This window comes from Thermosynechococcus sp. OHK43 (assembly GCF_014466085.1).
In the GTDB taxonomy this organism is placed as follows: Bacteria; Cyanobacteriota; Cyanobacteriia; order Thermosynechococcales; family Thermosynechococcaceae; genus Thermosynechococcus.
In genome coordinates this window covers 1-14899 of the sequence record NZ_JACOMP010000137.1, presented here as the reverse complement: position 1 = coordinate 14899, position 14899 = coordinate 1, and the positions used below count along the sequence as shown (strand labels likewise).

At 53.3% G+C, this 14899-nt stretch carries 19 protein-coding genes; 6 read left to right on the top strand and 13 right to left on the bottom strand.

Features of this window, described 5'->3' with window-relative positions:
- The 3 genes from H8Q75_RS05635 to ndhO all read right to left on the bottom strand — a co-directional run.
- A partial coding sequence (locus H8Q75_RS05635) for a carotenoid oxygenase family protein (protein WP_297040891.1) occupies window positions 1-1166 on the bottom strand: 1166 nt, incomplete at its 3' end.
- Window positions 1163-2518, bottom strand: a complete 1356-nt coding sequence (locus H8Q75_RS05630; RefSeq protein WP_024125525.1) for a folate/biopterin family MFS transporter — start codon at window positions 2516-2518, stop codon at window positions 1163-1165. The genes H8Q75_RS05635 and H8Q75_RS05630, both read right to left, overlap by 4 nt.
- Window positions 2519-2636: 118 nt before the next feature.
- A complete protein-coding gene (gene ndhO / locus H8Q75_RS05625) occupies window positions 2637-2849 on the bottom strand; it encodes a photosynthetic/respiratory NAD(P)H-quinone oxidoreductase subunit O (RefSeq protein WP_297040890.1) in 213 nt (70 codons plus the stop codon).
- A gap of 120 nt (window positions 2850-2969) precedes the next feature.
- Here ndhO and H8Q75_RS05620 point away from each other — a divergent pair, with 120 nt between their 5' ends.
- Window positions 2970-4400, top strand: a complete 1431-nt coding sequence (locus H8Q75_RS05620) for a mannose-1-phosphate guanylyltransferase/mannose-6-phosphate isomerase (RefSeq protein WP_024125523.1) — start codon at window positions 2970-2972, stop codon at window positions 4398-4400.
- 10 nt (window positions 4401-4410) lie between these two features.
- Here H8Q75_RS05620 and H8Q75_RS05615 read toward each other — a convergent pair whose 3' ends face one another.
- The 8 genes from H8Q75_RS05615 to H8Q75_RS05580 all read right to left on the bottom strand — a co-directional run bounded on the left by H8Q75_RS05615 (window position 4411) and on the right by H8Q75_RS05580 (window position 9083).
- Window positions 4411-4857, bottom strand: a complete 447-nt coding sequence (locus H8Q75_RS05615; protein ID WP_041429222.1) for a divergent PAP2 family protein — start codon at window positions 4855-4857, stop codon at window positions 4411-4413.
- 54 nt (window positions 4858-4911) lie between these two features.
- Window positions 4912-5835 carry a geranylgeranyl diphosphate synthase CrtE gene (gene crtE / locus H8Q75_RS05610; RefSeq protein ID WP_024125521.1) on the bottom strand — a complete coding sequence of 308 codons (924 nt, stop codon included), beginning with the start codon at window positions 5833-5835 and terminating at the stop codon, window positions 4912-4914.
- Between the two features lie 10 nt (window positions 5836-5845).
- A complete protein-coding gene (folD, locus tag H8Q75_RS05605; RefSeq protein WP_024125520.1) occupies window positions 5846-6766 on the bottom strand; it encodes a bifunctional methylenetetrahydrofolate dehydrogenase/methenyltetrahydrofolate cyclohydrolase FolD in 921 nt (306 codons plus the stop codon).
- A gap of 163 nt (window positions 6767-6929) precedes the next feature.
- The gene (locus tag H8Q75_RS05600) at window positions 6930-7265 is read right to left on the bottom strand and encodes a hypothetical protein (RefSeq protein WP_024125519.1); all 336 of its coding nucleotides are present in this window, start codon (window positions 7263-7265) and stop codon (window positions 6930-6932) included.
- Window positions 7262-7453, bottom strand: a complete 192-nt coding sequence (locus H8Q75_RS05595) for a DUF454 family protein (protein WP_041429817.1) — start codon at window positions 7451-7453, stop codon at window positions 7262-7264. The genes H8Q75_RS05600 and H8Q75_RS05595 overlap by 4 nt, the downstream gene beginning before the upstream one ends.
- An 84-nt stretch (window positions 7454-7537) precedes the next feature.
- On the bottom strand, window positions 7538-8182 hold the full coding sequence (locus H8Q75_RS05590; protein ID WP_024125517.1) for a pentapeptide repeat-containing protein: 645 nt from the start codon (window positions 8180-8182) through the stop codon (window positions 7538-7540).
- A 5-nt stretch (window positions 8183-8187) separates the two neighbouring features.
- Window positions 8188-8649 carry a Fur family transcriptional regulator gene (locus H8Q75_RS05585; RefSeq protein WP_024125516.1) on the bottom strand — a complete coding sequence of 154 codons (462 nt, stop codon included), beginning with the start codon at window positions 8647-8649 and terminating at the stop codon, window positions 8188-8190.
- A gap of 134 nt (window positions 8650-8783) precedes the next feature.
- Window positions 8784-9083, bottom strand: coding sequence for a TMEM165/GDT1 family protein (locus H8Q75_RS05580; protein WP_024125515.1), 300 nt, complete (start codon window positions 9081-9083; stop codon window positions 8784-8786).
- Window positions 9084-9245: 162 nt separating this feature from the next.
- On the opposite strand from H8Q75_RS05580, the gene H8Q75_RS05575 reads away from it, so the two are divergent.
- The 3 genes from H8Q75_RS05575 to H8Q75_RS05565 all read left to right on the top strand — a co-directional run bounded on the left by H8Q75_RS05575 (window position 9246) and on the right by H8Q75_RS05565 (window position 11827).
- Entirely contained in the window at window positions 9246-10229 is a 984-nt protein-coding gene (locus tag H8Q75_RS05575) for a hypothetical protein (RefSeq protein WP_297040889.1), read from the top strand.
- Between the two features lie 8 nt (window positions 10230-10237).
- Window positions 10238-10552, top strand: coding sequence for a hypothetical protein (locus H8Q75_RS05570; protein ID WP_297040888.1), 315 nt, complete (start codon window positions 10238-10240; stop codon window positions 10550-10552).
- A gap of 132 nt (window positions 10553-10684) precedes the next feature.
- Window positions 10685-11827, top strand: a complete 1143-nt coding sequence (locus tag H8Q75_RS05565; RefSeq protein ID WP_024125512.1) for a histidine kinase — start codon at window positions 10685-10687, stop codon at window positions 11825-11827.
- On the opposite strand, the gene H8Q75_RS05560 is transcribed toward H8Q75_RS05565, so the two are convergent.
- Entirely contained in the window at window positions 11824-12783 is a 960-nt protein-coding gene (locus tag H8Q75_RS05560; protein ID WP_297040887.1) for a hypothetical protein, read from the bottom strand. The genes H8Q75_RS05565 and H8Q75_RS05560 overlap by 4 nt on opposite strands.
- Before the next feature lie 112 nt (window positions 12784-12895).
- Window positions 12896-13912, bottom strand: a complete 1017-nt coding sequence (lpxD, locus tag H8Q75_RS05555) for a UDP-3-O-(3-hydroxymyristoyl)glucosamine N-acyltransferase (RefSeq protein WP_024125510.1) — start codon at window positions 13910-13912, stop codon at window positions 12896-12898.
- Window positions 13913-14116: 204 nt separating this feature from the next.
- Between lpxD and H8Q75_RS05550 the strand changes: the two genes are divergently transcribed.
- Window positions 14117-14302 carry an NblA/ycf18 family protein gene (locus H8Q75_RS05550; RefSeq protein WP_024125509.1) on the top strand — a complete coding sequence of 62 codons (186 nt, stop codon included), beginning with the start codon at window positions 14117-14119 and terminating at the stop codon, window positions 14300-14302.
- Window positions 14303-14599: 297 nt separating this feature from the next.
- On the top strand, window positions 14600-14881 hold the full coding sequence (locus H8Q75_RS05545) for a hypothetical protein (RefSeq protein WP_024125508.1): 282 nt from the start codon (window positions 14600-14602) through the stop codon (window positions 14879-14881).
- Window positions 14882-14899 lie beyond the last annotated feature (18 nt).

Sequence of the window (14899 nt, the reverse complement as noted above, 5' to 3'; positions counted from 1 at the left end):
TTTTCCGTCAGGGTCAAAATGTTCGTTTGCAGATTCAGGTTGCCCTTGTTTCCCTGAGCCACATCGCTCACCTGCTGATTGATCAGGCGGGTCACTTGCCAGGGGCGATCGCTCACCACCTGCCAGTCCACGGCTTTGGTCTTCGGATTCAACCGGATCCGCCACAGCAAACTTGCGGGCAGGGCCGCAAAATTCACCTCCCGAAAATCCATGCCCGGTTCCAAATTGGGAAAGTGGCTGTAGGCAATGGACTCCACGTGGATTTCATCCCCCGCTTCGTAGGCATTGGCATGGTGGAAGACAAAACAAGCAGGCATCGTCAGCATCTGGGGACTGCCCCCCCGACGGGGCAGCAGCCAAACCCGTGTCGGTTCCTGAGCATTGAATTGAATGCACTGGGCAGCGCCCCGCAGTCCTAGCAGATAGGGCAAGGGATTGAATTGCACTGGGTTTTGAAAAACAATGGCGTAATTGGGGGTGAGGGCAAAGTCATGGATAAAGGCAAACCCTGGAATTTGAAATGTTGGTTGCGAAACACACTGACCAGTGGCATCAAACTCATAGAGCCTAATGCGGGTATTAAGACCGGGCTTAACACCAAAATTCACCAGCCGCTGCGTCTGGGGGTCAAAGCGGGGATGCGCTGCAAAGGCATCACTCTCCTTGAGGAGACCGCCTAGGTTGTCGAGTCCAATGGTTTCTAGGGTCACAGGATCAAGGCGGTGGGGCAGGCTTGCTTCCCAGAGCGCCAGTAATTTCCCTGCCCAATAGATTACATGGGTATTGGCAATATTTTTGACACGGGTATCGAGAAAATTGGCGAGCCAGCCGCCCGGCCTTTGGGTGCCAAAGACACCGCGATAGAGCAGGCGATTGGCCTTTTCCTCCGCCAAAAATCCGGCAGTGCGCACGTAGCGATTGCGAAAATGTACCCGTCCCTTCTCAAAGCGAAAGGCACAGATCATGCCGTCGCCATCAAAGGGATGGGCTAAGGACACTCCGCCGCGCTCCAACAGTCCAGGGCCATTGCGGTAGAGGGTCCCCACCAAATCCGGGGGCACCGTGCCTTCGACATCCTCAATCCAATAGTCATACTCTTGGGTCAGGGATTCGGTACCCCCCCGCCAATCGGTCATTGTGTAGGGGCGATCTAAAACTCCAGTCATGGAACACTTGGCTCCAACTCAACAGCGACAGCGGATTGAGAGGTGGGGGCGGGCAGTTGCTGCGGCAACCAGTTCAACAGCGGTAGTGGCAATAGCGTACTTAGGTTAGTAATGAGCACCAGCAACCACAGGCGATCGAAGTTGTGCTCGGTAATCCCCAGCCAGTGGGTCAGCAGCGCCCCCAACTCATGGGAGACCAAATTGGCAAGGTTGCTAATGGACATCAGCAGCGCAAAGAGGGTGGCCTCAATCCCCGGCGGACACAACCGCGCCGCCAAGACCAGTACTGGCATAAAGGCAATTTGCCCCATGACAGCCAAAATCAAGCTATCACCCAAGCTAAACCACTGGTCACTAATGCCCCATTGGCGATTGAGGTGGGTGACCAAAATCAAGCTAGAGAGTCCTAAAAAAGCCGAAAGAATCGTGCTCCAGAAAAATATGGTACGCAGGGGCAGCGTTTTCAAATACCGCTGAAAAATCCACACCCCCAAGAGGGAGGCGATGCTAGTGACAAGGCGCACCCGCCCCAAAAACTCCGCCTCAAAGCCCAACTCATTCGTTGTAAAGAAAAAGAAAGCGGATTCCGAGCCGGGGGTTGCCTGCCAGAGGAAGAGGAAGGCCACCGGCAACCAAATCCGTTTTTGCATCATGGCTTGGCGCACACGGTTGATATGCTCCCAAGTCTGACTCAGTTGAGGCCGAGCTGTGACCCGTGCTTCGGCGATCGCCCAGGCAACCGCCGACACCAAGAGGGGAAACACCGCCGTAATTTGAAAGACTGTACGCGGACTAAACCACTGCAGCAGTTGGCCACTAAAGTAAGCGGTGAGGATGCCCCCCACAGCAGTAGCGGCCCAGCTTAGGGATTGTAGAGTTCCCATTTCTGTGGCGGATTCTTGGCGTGCCCGTTCAACCACCAGTGAATCGACAATCACATCACTGAGGGCGATCGCGATCGATGCTGCTAGAATCGCTGCCATTGCCTGCCAAGGGGTAGCCACCCAGGTCCCCAGGCTCAACCAAGCCCCACAGCCCAGCAAGCCCGCCAGGACAAGATAGGAGCGGCGGCGAAATCCCAAAAGCGGCAAGCTATCAGAAACCAGACCAAAGACCGGCTTAATCACCCAGGGCAGCGCAGCCACACCCATCAACGCCGCCACTTCCGCCGGCGACAGCCCCAACTCATCCTTAAAGAAAAAGCTAATGGCCAGCCGTGCTAAGCCCAAAACCCCTTGGACAAAATACACCAGCAAAATGGCTAAGAGTTCACCACTGGGGTCTTGGCCAAAAAAGAGTGTCTGCTTGAGCCACTGAAACCAGCGTTGAGGTTGCGAAGGTTGAACCAGCATTACCAAATGTTAAGCAACAGCATTGCCTTCATCATATCCAGACACGCTGAAAATTGCTAACACTGGTACTCTTCACTAGCTGCCAGAAGAACAGAGGAGCAAAAGACACTGATGGGGGTTATTTGGCAACCTCAAGTTGATTGAGCCGCAGCCAAACCGTGGGAGTGGGCACTGGAAATTTAATCTGGGCATAGTCACCGCGAATTTCCACCACCTCGCCCCGTCCCTCAAAGAGATAGGGGGGGTAGCGGTGATCACTCGCTAGAGCCTCAAGACTATTGGCCAACTTTTCAGCAACAACCTTCACCAAATCTCCTTTTTTAATTGCCATAGGACACTCCACAGAAATCGTTCTCCATTTTAGGGGATCAGGGAATGGCAGTGGGTCAACAGTAGGCTGCCTGTGGTTAAACTACCCTTAGGGGTCACAATACCACTGGGGAGTTTTGGCATGGACTGTATTCCCGTCATTCTATCGGGGGGCGTAGGAAGTCGCCTCTGGCCATTGTCGCGACAAGCCCATCCCAAGCAGTTTATGCGCCTAACTCCCGAAGGCAAGAGTCTGCTACAGCAAACCTGGCAACGGTTGCAGGGCCTACCCCAACTTCAGCCCCCCGTTGTTGTTGCCAATGAAGCCCATCGCTTTCTGGTGGCGGAGCAATTCCAGGAGCTGGGGGTAACGCCGACGCGCATTTTACTTGAACCCATAGGGCGCAATACTGCCCCTGCCATTACCGTTGCTGCCCTCTACGTCACAGAAGTCCTTGCCAGCGATGCCCTTCTCTTGGTGCTGCCGGCAGATCACCTCATTCAGGATGTCGCCCATTTTCAGTGGGGACTGCAACGGGGATTTTCAGCCGCAGCCAAGGATTGGTTGGTAACCTTTGGGATTGCGCCCACTTCTCCCCACACCGGCTATGGCTACATCCGGCGCGGCGAGTCCCTCAGTGATCCTGACACCTATCGCGTGGCAGAGTTTGTGGAGAAGCCCGATTTAGCAACGGCAGAGGCCTATCTTGCTGAGGGGGACTATCTTTGGAATAGCGGCATGTTTCTCTTCCGGGCCCAGAGTTTTTTGGCGGAACTGGCACAGCAACAGCCAGAGATTTTAAACTATTGCCGCTTGGCACTGCGGCAGGGACGGGAGGATTTAGACTTTATCCGCTTGGCGAAGGAACCCTTTGACCAGTGCCCCAATCTTTCTGTGGATTATGGCCTCATGGAGAAGACCCAAAAAGCAGCTGTCGTGCCCCTAGACTGCGGCTGGAGCGATGTGGGGTCTTGGTCGAGTCTCTGGGAGATCATGCCCAAGGATGAATGGGGGAACAGTTGCCGCGGCGATGTCCTCGTTTGTAACAGCAAAGACTGCTTTGTCCAGAGTCAGCACCGCTTGGTTGCCTTGGTGGGCGTGGACAACCTCACGGTGGTGGAAACGGCCGATGCTATTCTGATTGCCCATCGCGAGGCGGCACAACAGGTGAAACAGGTGGTGGAGCAACTCCAAGCCCGCAACCGCAGCGAGGCCTATAATCATCGGGTGGTCTATCGCCCTTGGGGCTACTACGATGCCATTGATGCCGGTCATCGCTTTCAGGTAAAGCGGATTACGGTGAAGCCAGGAGCCAGCCTTTCACTCCAACAGCACCATCATCGTGCCGAGCATTGGATTGTGGTCAGGGGCACCGCAGAGGTCACCTGCAATGGCAAGACGTTTTTGCTTACCGAAAATGAGTCCACCTATATTCCCGTGGGAGCAGTGCACCGTTTGGCCAATCCGGGGAAAATTCCCCTTGAGATGATTGAGGTGCAGTCGGGGTCATACCTGGGGGAGGATGATATTGTCCGCTTTGAGGATTGCTATGGTCGCAAGACAGAGCAATAAAGGCAAAACTCTAGACCGCTAGCCAAGCGATCGCCACCCCCAGGGCGGAACCGGCAATCACTTGAATGGGGGTGTGACCCAACAACTCCTTGAGGTGGGCTTCTGCCAATTCGTGCCCATCTTGGAAAAATTCATCAACAATTTGATTGAGAATGCGGGCTTGTTTACCCGCTGCTTGGCGTACCCCAGCGGCATCATACATGACAATACAGGCAAAGACAATGGCGATTGCAAACTCAATGCTATCCCAGCCCCGCTGCCGCCCCACTCCAGTCGCCAAAGCCGTGACCAGGGCGGAATGGGAACTAGGCATGCCACCGGTTTCCACCAAAACGCGGAAATTGAGCTTGCGGTGCTTGGCAATGTCAATCAGTAACTTGAGCATTTGAGCGATCGCGCTTGCGGCGAAAGCAACCCAGAGGACATGGTTAGCCAGTAGCTCACGAAGACCGTCCATCATGGTTACGGACAAGGACAAACTCTGCGCCCATCCTAACCCACTTTGGGATCGTTAATGACTACGGCTGGTAATGTAGTCGGCGATCGCCTGCAAAGGAATGGCGGCCGCCCCATATACAGCCAACTCTGCCTTCGCCTCCGCCACCAAGCGCTCAGCCTCTTGGCGAGATTTGTCCAGACCCCACAGGCGCGGGTAGGTCATTTTTTGGGCAGCCACATCTTTACCAACGGTTTTACCGAGGACATCGCGGGTCGAAGTAATATCCAAAATATCATCCACAATCTGGAATGCCAAGCCAATATTGGCCGCATAGCGGGACAGGCGTGCCACGTCAGATTCATTCGCCCCCGTCAGCAATGCCCCAGAAACCACAGAGGCCTCCAGTAGTGCTCCCGTTTTGTGGGAGTGGATAAAATGCAGCGTTTCCAGACCAATGTCGGGCTGTCCTTCACACTCTAAGTCCACCACTTGACCACCGACCAATCCCGTTGCTGCCACCGCATGCCCCAACCGCGCCACAATTTTCAGCAGATACTCCGCTGGCACATTTTTGGTTTGTTCCACCACATATTCAAAGGCATACGCCAATAAGCCATCCCCCGCCAGAATGGCAATATCCTCGCCATAGACCTTGTGATTTGTGAGCTTGCCGCGACGGTAGTCGTCATTGTCCATGGCCGGCAGATCATCGTGGATCAGCGACATCGTATGGATCATCTCCAACGCACAGGCAGTGGGCATCGCCATTTCCACGGTGCCCCCCATCAGTTCACAGGTGGCCAAACAGAGAATCGGGCGCAGCCGCTTGCCCCCCGCCATCAGTGAATAGCGCATGGCATCGTAAATTTTCTCCGGATAGGCCACCGGAATCGAGGCTTCAAGGGCAGCTTCCACAAGGGCTTGGCGTTCTTTGAGGTAGGCCTTGAGATCAAATGTGCCGGCGGGATGAACTTGGGGGGGATCAGCGGAAATCATGAACAACTCCTCAGCGTGCGGGCGGCATAGAGGTCAAGGAAAGGAGGGGCTGGTGCCAGTTGTGACGGCGACAGTAGCTCCATACAGTATTGTGCAACAACATGGCAACGGTCATCGGACCTACGCCCCCCGGAACAGGGGTAATATAACTGGCCACCCCACAGGCAGCCTCGTAGTCCACATCGCCCCAGAGACTTGATTTGCCATCGGAGCGTTGAATGCGATTAATGCCCACATCAATGACCACTGCCCCTGGTCGGATCATATCGGCCGTAATGCGCCGCGGCTGCCCCATCGCTGTGACTAAAATCTCGGCACGACGGGTGACACTGGCGAGCTCAGGGGTGCGTGAGTGGGCGATCGTCACCGTTGCATTGGCACTGAGCAACATCAGCGCCAGGGGCTTACCGACCAAAATACTGCGACCCACGACCACTGCTGAGCGACCTACAACATCAATGCCATAGGCGGCCAACAACTGCATCACCCCCGCGGGCGTACAACTGCGCAGTCCCGGTTCATCGCGCACTAGCCGACCCAGATTTTCTGGATGCAGGCCATCCACATCTTTATCGGGATGAATGGCGTATAGCAGGGGACGCGGATCAAGGTGGGGCGGCAGGGGCAATTGCAGGAGAATGCCATCCACTCGTTCGTCTTGATTGAGCTCAGTGATTTTGGCCAAGAGAGCTGCTTCTGTGATAGTGGCCGGCAGGTGGGCACCAAAGGATTGAATCCCGACGCGGCCACAGGCCTGTTCCTTGGCACGGACATACACCGCACTGGCGGGATCATCGCCAACTCGCAACACCGCTAATCCAGGCGATCGCCCCCACTGGGCTTGAAACGTCCGCACATGGTCAGCCAACTGGCGTTCAATAGACTGGGCTAAGGACTTGCCATCAAGGCAGGCAGCGGAATTTGCAACCAAAGGACACCTTAAAAATTAATCGCTCACAAAAGTCTAGGGTTTAGTTGCCCAATACGTTTGCATCGGTTGGCAACAACATCGAACTAGTTTACCCCAAATGGCGATCATGGGCGCCCGCTTTGATTCAGTTCTTTACTCAGTTGTGCCAAGGGCTTAACACTCCCTAGGGGCGATCGCCTGAGGGGGAGGTTCGCTCCACTTGAATTTTGGAAATCGCAGGGGTGGTACACAGGTACGTCAGCACATCCTCTGCACTCATCAGGCGCTTTAGCACCACTTGGCCAATAGTTGAGGCAGGATCAGGATGGCTCGGCTTGACTTCCACCATAAGAACCATGTCCTCCACTTGGTAAAGCCAGAGCTTTTCTTCCCCCTCTAGGATGTAGAGGCAGGTACGGGTGATCACGGGCGATCGCCGCCACGCTTGCTCATTCCAGAGGCCTTGGGGTTCCCACACACGGCCAATGTGCCACCCCTCAGTGAGGAAAAAGTATTTCATGCCACGGGTGGCGATTCATTCCCTTGGGCACTGGAGGTCTCCTCGGGTTCCATAGAATTAAAACAAGCTGCCGCCATCAGCAAAAAAGGCGTTCCTGGCACTAGGGGTAAGATAAAGCCCACAACCCCAATAATTCCAAAAATCACACCAAGAACCATACGCGCTGTGTTACGGATGTTTTTAGTCACAGGCACTCCTTTCGAGTTCCAAATAGGCGAGGATGATTCACCTCTAACGTAGCCCGAACCTTGTCTTTTCACAAGTTGTTGGTTCTAAGCTTTATCGAGAATCGCATCCCGCAGATCCATGCCATCCATTTCTGCTTTGTAGAGGTTTGCTCCCTTAAAGTTGGCACGGCGGGCATTGGCCTTTGACATCTTGGCAGCAATGAGAACGGCATATTCAAAGTTCGCCTCAATGAGACTGGCGCTTTCGAGAATCGCCTCCTGCAAAACTGCACCCCTGAGATCAGCTAAGTGCAGGTTGGCCTGAAAAAGATTGGCACGGGTGAGGTTGGCATAGGCAAGGGTTGACTCTATTAAACTCACTCGCCGCAGTAGCGTGCCCACTAAGTTGGCTTGGCGCAGATCGGCCATAGCAATGTTGGACTTGTAGAGATCGGCACCCGCCAAGGTGGCTCGCTGTAAACAGGCACCCTGCAAATCTGCCTCAATCAGGTCACTCATGTAGAGGTTGGCTCCTACCATGTAAGCATCCTTGAGCAGAGCGTTGCGCAGATCAGCCCCCGCTAAATTTGCCTGATCGAGATTGGCATTGGTGAGGTTGTACAGCTCTAAATTGGCGCCAGTGAGATCCGCCTGTCCCAGATCAGGGCAAATATCACTGTTTTGCTCCCGCCATTGATTCCAAGCGGTAACCCCCTGCTTAAGAAGCTGAAGATGTTGGGGATTGGCCACGGCAGTTATCCTTGGGCCCTTGGCTCAGTGTTTTGATAACCGTAAAAATCAATGCGATAGTCAACAATTTTCACACCAGTTTTTGCTTCAATCTCAGCAATGAGAGAGGGAGGTAGCTCAACGTGAACGTCAATAATCTTCTGGCTATCGAGACAATTTACATGGCTGTGGCTATCACTGATATTGCCGTAAAGACGGCCATCGGCGCGCTCAACGCACTCAATGATGCCATGCTCTGAAAGGGCTTCCAGATTTTGATACACAGAAGTATGGCCGATGTCTTTGCCCGCTTGATTCAGGCGATCGTAGATCTGCCGTGCTGACAGGTGATCCTTAGCATCCCAGAGCAGTTCGAGAATAGCACGCCGCTGCCGACTAAGGCGCAGTCCTAGGCGTTGACAGCGATCAATCGCATCCTCAAGGGAACGAATGGGGGGTAGAGAACTGGGAGCAGGAGACGTGAACACGGCGCTATCCTAAAAAATAAAACTCAAACAGCAGATTTTGCTTAGTTAAGTAGCCTATTGCGATTTAATCGCAGCTTCAGGATTATCCATTTGCTAACCTGTAGTCACTATGATAATCAATCCTCTGGCTATAATCAAATTTGCTCCTTGTCAAGGCTGTCAGCCGTTGTTTGAGATAGCAAATAAAAACCCAGAAACGCAAACATCATTGCAGCGATCGCCTTGACCACCTTAACGGGGATCAATGTGGCCATCCCACTGCCCAAAAGCACACCCAAAAACGTTGTACACACCAAGCCAGAGGCGACCCCTAAAAACACGGCAGTAGCAGAGCGGGCATTACTCCCTAAAGTAATCGCCACCAGTTGACTTTTGTCCCCCAGTTCCGATAAGAAAACAATCGCAAAACTTACGGCCAAGGATTGCCAGTCCATCCGGTCTCTCCAAAGATGTTGCTGCTATAGGGCAGCGTAACAGTATAGGCAGTAACAGCCAACGAGGGTCATGGTTCAGCGTGGCCGGATCAGCTTAAAGTAAGTTACAATTCTTAACATCAGTTCTGCGTATAGTCATAGCCCTGTTCAATAAGGGTGGAGGTGCTCCTGTTGAATACCACTGATGGATCGAACGCGATCGCGCCGCACACCACTTCCTTGACTAGTCTGGCACAGGCTTGGGCAAAGCGCTATATCACCAACCTCAACACCACTGCCCTTGCGGAGGATGATCCGGCAGCGGTGGCTCCCCGACTCTTGGCCGAACTGCGGAATGCCAGCGTCAAGGCTTGGCAGCGCACCGAAGGCTTTTTGGCTGGAGAGATGATTCGCCATGGCATCCCAGCGGAACTGGTGGATCCCTGGAGCATCTCCAAAGACATTCATGACATTTATCAGCGCACTCTGAAACTCTACGCAGCTGGCAAGGGCACCCCGCAAATGACTGCCAAGATAGGCAGTGCCGTCAGTGAGATCCGCAGCCGCTATACAGCGGTCGATCCCCGAGTGATTGGCTTTGTGAGTCTGCAATTTCATCACACGGGGGTATTACTGCTGGAAGTAGCACCCCCAAGCCAACGTTCCATCCTCAGTAGCTTCTTCAAGGTCATTGATGATCACCTCTACATGCCCTTGCACCGCGCCTATAGCGCAGCAGCCAACTACGACTACACTGATCCTGCCTTGGCTTTAGTGCGCCATCTGTTGCCCCAGAGCACAGCGATCGCCACCGCCATTTGTCACCGTGTTGCCGAACTCAACCCCCAGCACCGCTGTTTTAGTGGCCCTTTAACCCAAGCCAGTGTGCGCGTTTCCAGTATTCGCGATGTTGAGATGTTCCAAATCTACCTTTGGGTGTGTCTTTTAGAGCAAAGCCTTGAGGCACTGCAACGGGAACTTTTTCCCCTCTGTTTGATGCTGTATCCTTCTCTGAAGGTGACATGGGAGCTGGTGTTTCAAATGGTGCACCTTTTGGGTAAGGAAATACAAACCCGTGCCACTGGGCATGATACAAGTGTGTTTACACCCTACTATTTATCTCTCCGAGAAATGTTTGATCCCAAGATTTTTCAAGGACTCCTATGATTCCCAATTTGCCACAGGTTTCTTTCTCCCCCATTGCCATTGCGGGGTCTGGTCTGTGGGCGATCGCCCTCTACTGGGGGTTTTATCCCACGGGGCAAGCCTTCATGCAGCGTTTAGTGATGTGGCTAGGGGGTGAGGCAAACCAAAGTGCCGAATTCTGGGCAGGGATGGTGGGGCTCATTCCCTTTATTCTTGTGGGTACGGGTTGCTTTATCCTCTGTAGTTTGGGCTTGGGTCAAAGTTGGGCCTTGAGTTTAGGCCTGATGGCAACCATCGCTGGGGCAATTTACGAACTCGGACGGCGGGATGGCCAGCGCTCCTAGGCTGGGCTCCGGATGAGAATCCGCTAACATTTCAGTTAACCTTTATGTTAGTTACTCTTTAAGCATCCTCTCTAGTGTTTCCCCTCTAGGAAGCGCAATTCACTGCCCTTAAGAATACTCGCCGGTGATTCAATGAAAGCGTCTGCGGATGCCAGTTCTCCCCAAGAAACGACACCGCCGCTCAGTTTGCTCCTGTTTGTTGCCAATCGTCCGGGCGATGAAGAGGAAACCGCTGCCATTCAAGCTCACATTCAGCAACTGCCCTCGAACTTTAGCTTTGAACTAAAAGTGGTGCCCATTGGTGAGCAACCCTACCTCCTAGAGGAGTATAAGCTAGTTGCCACGCCTGCCTTGATTAAAGTCCGTCCTGAGCCGCGCCAAACCCTCGCGGGTCGTAAGCTCCTGCAAAAGGTGGACTATTGGTGGCCGCGCTGGCAGCGGGAAGTGGCCCTTTGCCTACAGGCAGATATGCAAAAGTCGGCAGCGGAGCAGTCAGATTGCTCTATAGAACTCAGCCGCCTTAAGGATGAGCTGTTTCAACTGCGTCAAGAACGCGATCACCTGGCCGAACAACTGCAATTCAAAGATCGGATTATTGGCTTGCTGGCTCATGAGTTGCGTAACCCCCTCACTGCTGTTGGGATTGCCCTTGAAACCCTAGAGTCCAACCTTCAGGAGGAGATGTGCCAGAAACTCAATCTTGAAGAGGTGCAGCGGCTGTTTCACCATGCCCGCGGCCAAACTCAAGTCATGGGACAACTAATTACGGACCTACTCTTGGCGGCCCGCGGCCCGCAGGACAAGCTGCAAGTTATAGCACGGCAACTGGATTTGCGAAAACTGTGCCAAGAAACCGCTGAGGAGGTCCGCTTAAATTTTGAGCGTAAAAAGCAGCACTTTACCACCGATATTCCTTTGGATTTACCTTTGGTCTATGGCGATGGCAGTCGCATTCGTCAGGTGCTGGTCAACCTACTGGACAATGCCTGTAAATACACTCCCGCAGGGGGCAAAATTCACCTGAGTGCTTTTCATCGCATGACCCAAAAGGTGCAAGTTACCGTCTGTGACACCGGCCCGGGTATTCCCATTGAACAGCAGGAGAAAATTTTTGGCGAAACGGTTCGCCTCGATCGCGATCGCGCCATTGAAGGCTATGGCATTGGCCTTGCCCTTTGCCGCCAGATTATTCGCATGCACTATGGCCAGATTTGGGTGGACTCCCAACCGGGGAAAGGCAGTTGCTTCCACTTCACACTGCCTGTCTATAGCTAGGGCTGTCCTTCCTTGACCAGGCGGGCGATCGTTTCGGCACGCAGATAGGGATCAGGCCCAAAGGGCAAAATTTCGTAGAACTCATTATCCGGCAAGCGCATCAGTTGAAGGGATTCCTGCTCGCGATAGATCACATAGACTCCCGGTGGCCACGTTTTGGCACTGCGCACTGGCACTGGAATGTCGCGGCGCTCTCCGCCGACGCAGGCTAGGCGTACCACCTGTGTATTGGGACGATAGACCACCTTATCTTCGCGGGTACGCCGAAACAAAAAGCGATCCAAAACCTTAGGTAGGATTTCTGTTTCTGTGCCTCCCAATTGCAAATTTAACTCTAGCAATTTGTCTTCGAGGGTGAGTTCAATGATATGGGGCTCAGGGACAAGGGGCTGAGAGTGGATTTCAGTGGTCTCTTGGGGCGGCGCGGCAGTCGGTTTTACCTTCTGGACGATTTGACTGATGTACTCTAGATCCACTGTCGTAATTTTCTTGAAGGTGACAAACCAAGAGAGCAAACTAATGGCCATCCCCGGTTCCAATGTCGTAATTAAGGTGGCTAGGTCTAAGTCATCCAGACGAATGGCCTTAAGGGCAGCATCGGTTTGGCCTAGAACAATGGCGGCATCCCCCGGACTTAAGTGTTGGAGGCTCGTGTAGAGCAACCTCAGATCAATTGTTTCTTGGCAGCCTTGGGTTGAAATGCGGTAGGTGATGTCGTAGAGCCAATCGAGTGTCACCAAGTCATGGTTGAGCATCCAAAGAGCAACATTAAAGGCGGTTTGGGGAAAGGCAGCTTGGGCAAGACTTTTGACAATGACTTGGGCGCGATCGCGCTGAAGCAAGGAGATCAAGGCCGCCTGTCTTTCTGCCTTGGTTGTGAGCTCATGATAGCCAAGGAGGTCTTGGAACAGTTTTTGATCGCTGGGCAGTAATCGAATTGCCGCTGGAGGAGTCATAGACTTAGTGCCGCAGATTGATGTGACTCATTTTCCCTCACCCTCTGATAAGGGCTAGACAGGGCAACGCTAGTCCTTAATTCCACTATAGAGGGTGGCTAGAGTATCGATGCTATTCCCCCACCTTAGCTTCCAATTTGCGCACTCGCTTGAGGAGCTCTGGCAATTGCTTCACTGCGGCTGAGACCTTGAGGTAGAGGGTTTGATCCATCGCCGGGATCCCCCCCATGCGGCTATCTGGCGGTACCGAGCTACTAATGCCGGATTTGGCGGAGACAACAGTGCGATCGCCAATGGTCAAATGACCCGCTGCCCCCACCTGCCCAGCCAAGACCACGTGATTACCAATGTGGGTCGAGCCTGCCAACCCCACTTGGGCACAGAGAATGGCATTTTCACCAATGGTGCAGTTGTGAGCCACCATCGTCAGGTTGTCAATTTTTGTGCCATTTGCCACGGTGGTCTCCCCAAGGGTGGCGCGATCAATCGTTGTGCCAGCACCAATTTCCACATCATTGCCAATGACCACGGTGCCCACTTGGGGAATTTTGTAGTGACGACCATCCGCCAGGGGGACATAGCCAAAGCCATCACTCCCTAAAACCACGCTGTTTTGCAAGATGACGCGATCGCCCAGTTGCACTCGCTCCCGCAGGGCACAGTGGCTGTAGATACGACAGTCTGAGCCAATGACCACATCGTCGTAAAGGGTGCAATGGCTATCAATGACCGTGCGATCGCCAATGCGGACGCGATCGCCAATCACCGTATAAGCACCAATCGTGACCTCAGCTCCCAAAACCACATCAGCTCCCAGAATTGCTGTCGGGTGAATTTTGGCGGCAGGTTTGGGTTGCGGGTAAAACCATTCAATACACTTGGCAAAGGCAAGGTAGGGATGGGGCACCCGCAGCAGAGGACAGGCCGCCTCCCCTTGAAAGTCGGGACGCACAAACACAGCAGCCGCTTGGGTGATCTGCAACAGGGCGGTGTACTTAGGATTGGCCAGAAAAGAAATATCCGTTGCTGTTGCTGTTTCTAGGGGGGCTACCCCCAACACCGGGCGATCGCCTTGCTCTGGACAGTCGAGGGTTGCCCCAAACCGTTCGGCGACATCTGCCAACCGCATCTTGCCGTCCTCATCATTGAACTTGAATTTTAGCTCAGTCTATCAGGTCTCATTTATGAAACGGATCAAGAATTTCGTGAAATCGTTCATACTGAACATTTTATCCTTTGCGCAGGTGATATCCATTGAGTGGCAACTTTGTCAATGTGTTTGTTATATTTTTTAACACCTATACCCGATGACATGGAATAAGGAGTACGTTCTATGGAGCAACGCTTCCCCGAACTGAATGTTGACCTCAGCTTTGAACAGGAGTTTCAAATGCGGGTCATGGAGGAGCAAGTGAGTGCCATGAGCCTTCAGGAAGCTCGTGAGCTACTGTTGCAAGCCTCTCGCCTATTGATGATGAAAGACAACGTCATTCGCTCCTTGGTCAAACGCGCTGCCTAAGTCACCAATGTGTGGGACGGACCTCTTTCTCCACCTTGCTTCCGCTCGCGAATCAAGTAGGGGATATGGGGCTGCACCACAATTTTTTTCTATGGGTAAGCGCTTCATTGCAAACCTCACTTACCTCGTGAATTTTTGCTTGCATCTATTGTCATCTAGCTACAGCATTTCAGTTCACATTAGCCAGACGCGCCGCCAAGATAGTTCTCCAGGGCAAGGATTTTGCAGTTTCCAAGAGCTTCTAAGATGTAGGTAGGGGAAATTCCCCTTGCGATCGCTCCTAGGAGGTATTGATTGATGACCCGTCTACTGCGAATGAGCGTAGCGCTGACGGCGATATTCTACCCCCTTGCCACGTTGGCCACTCCTCTGCCCCCGCTCTTTAATCCCATTTCCCCGACCACTGGCTTTGCATCCTCAGAAATGAACCGCCTTTGGCAAAATCAGGGGCGTTCTAAAGACCACCGCCAGGGCAGTACCACACTGCAACCATCCTCCGACAAGGTGCTACAAATTGAGCTGGATGGCCAACGCCTGACCCCCAGCCAAGCCCAACAACTCCTGCTGCGCCAAGAATAATTCCGAGGGGCTTAGACT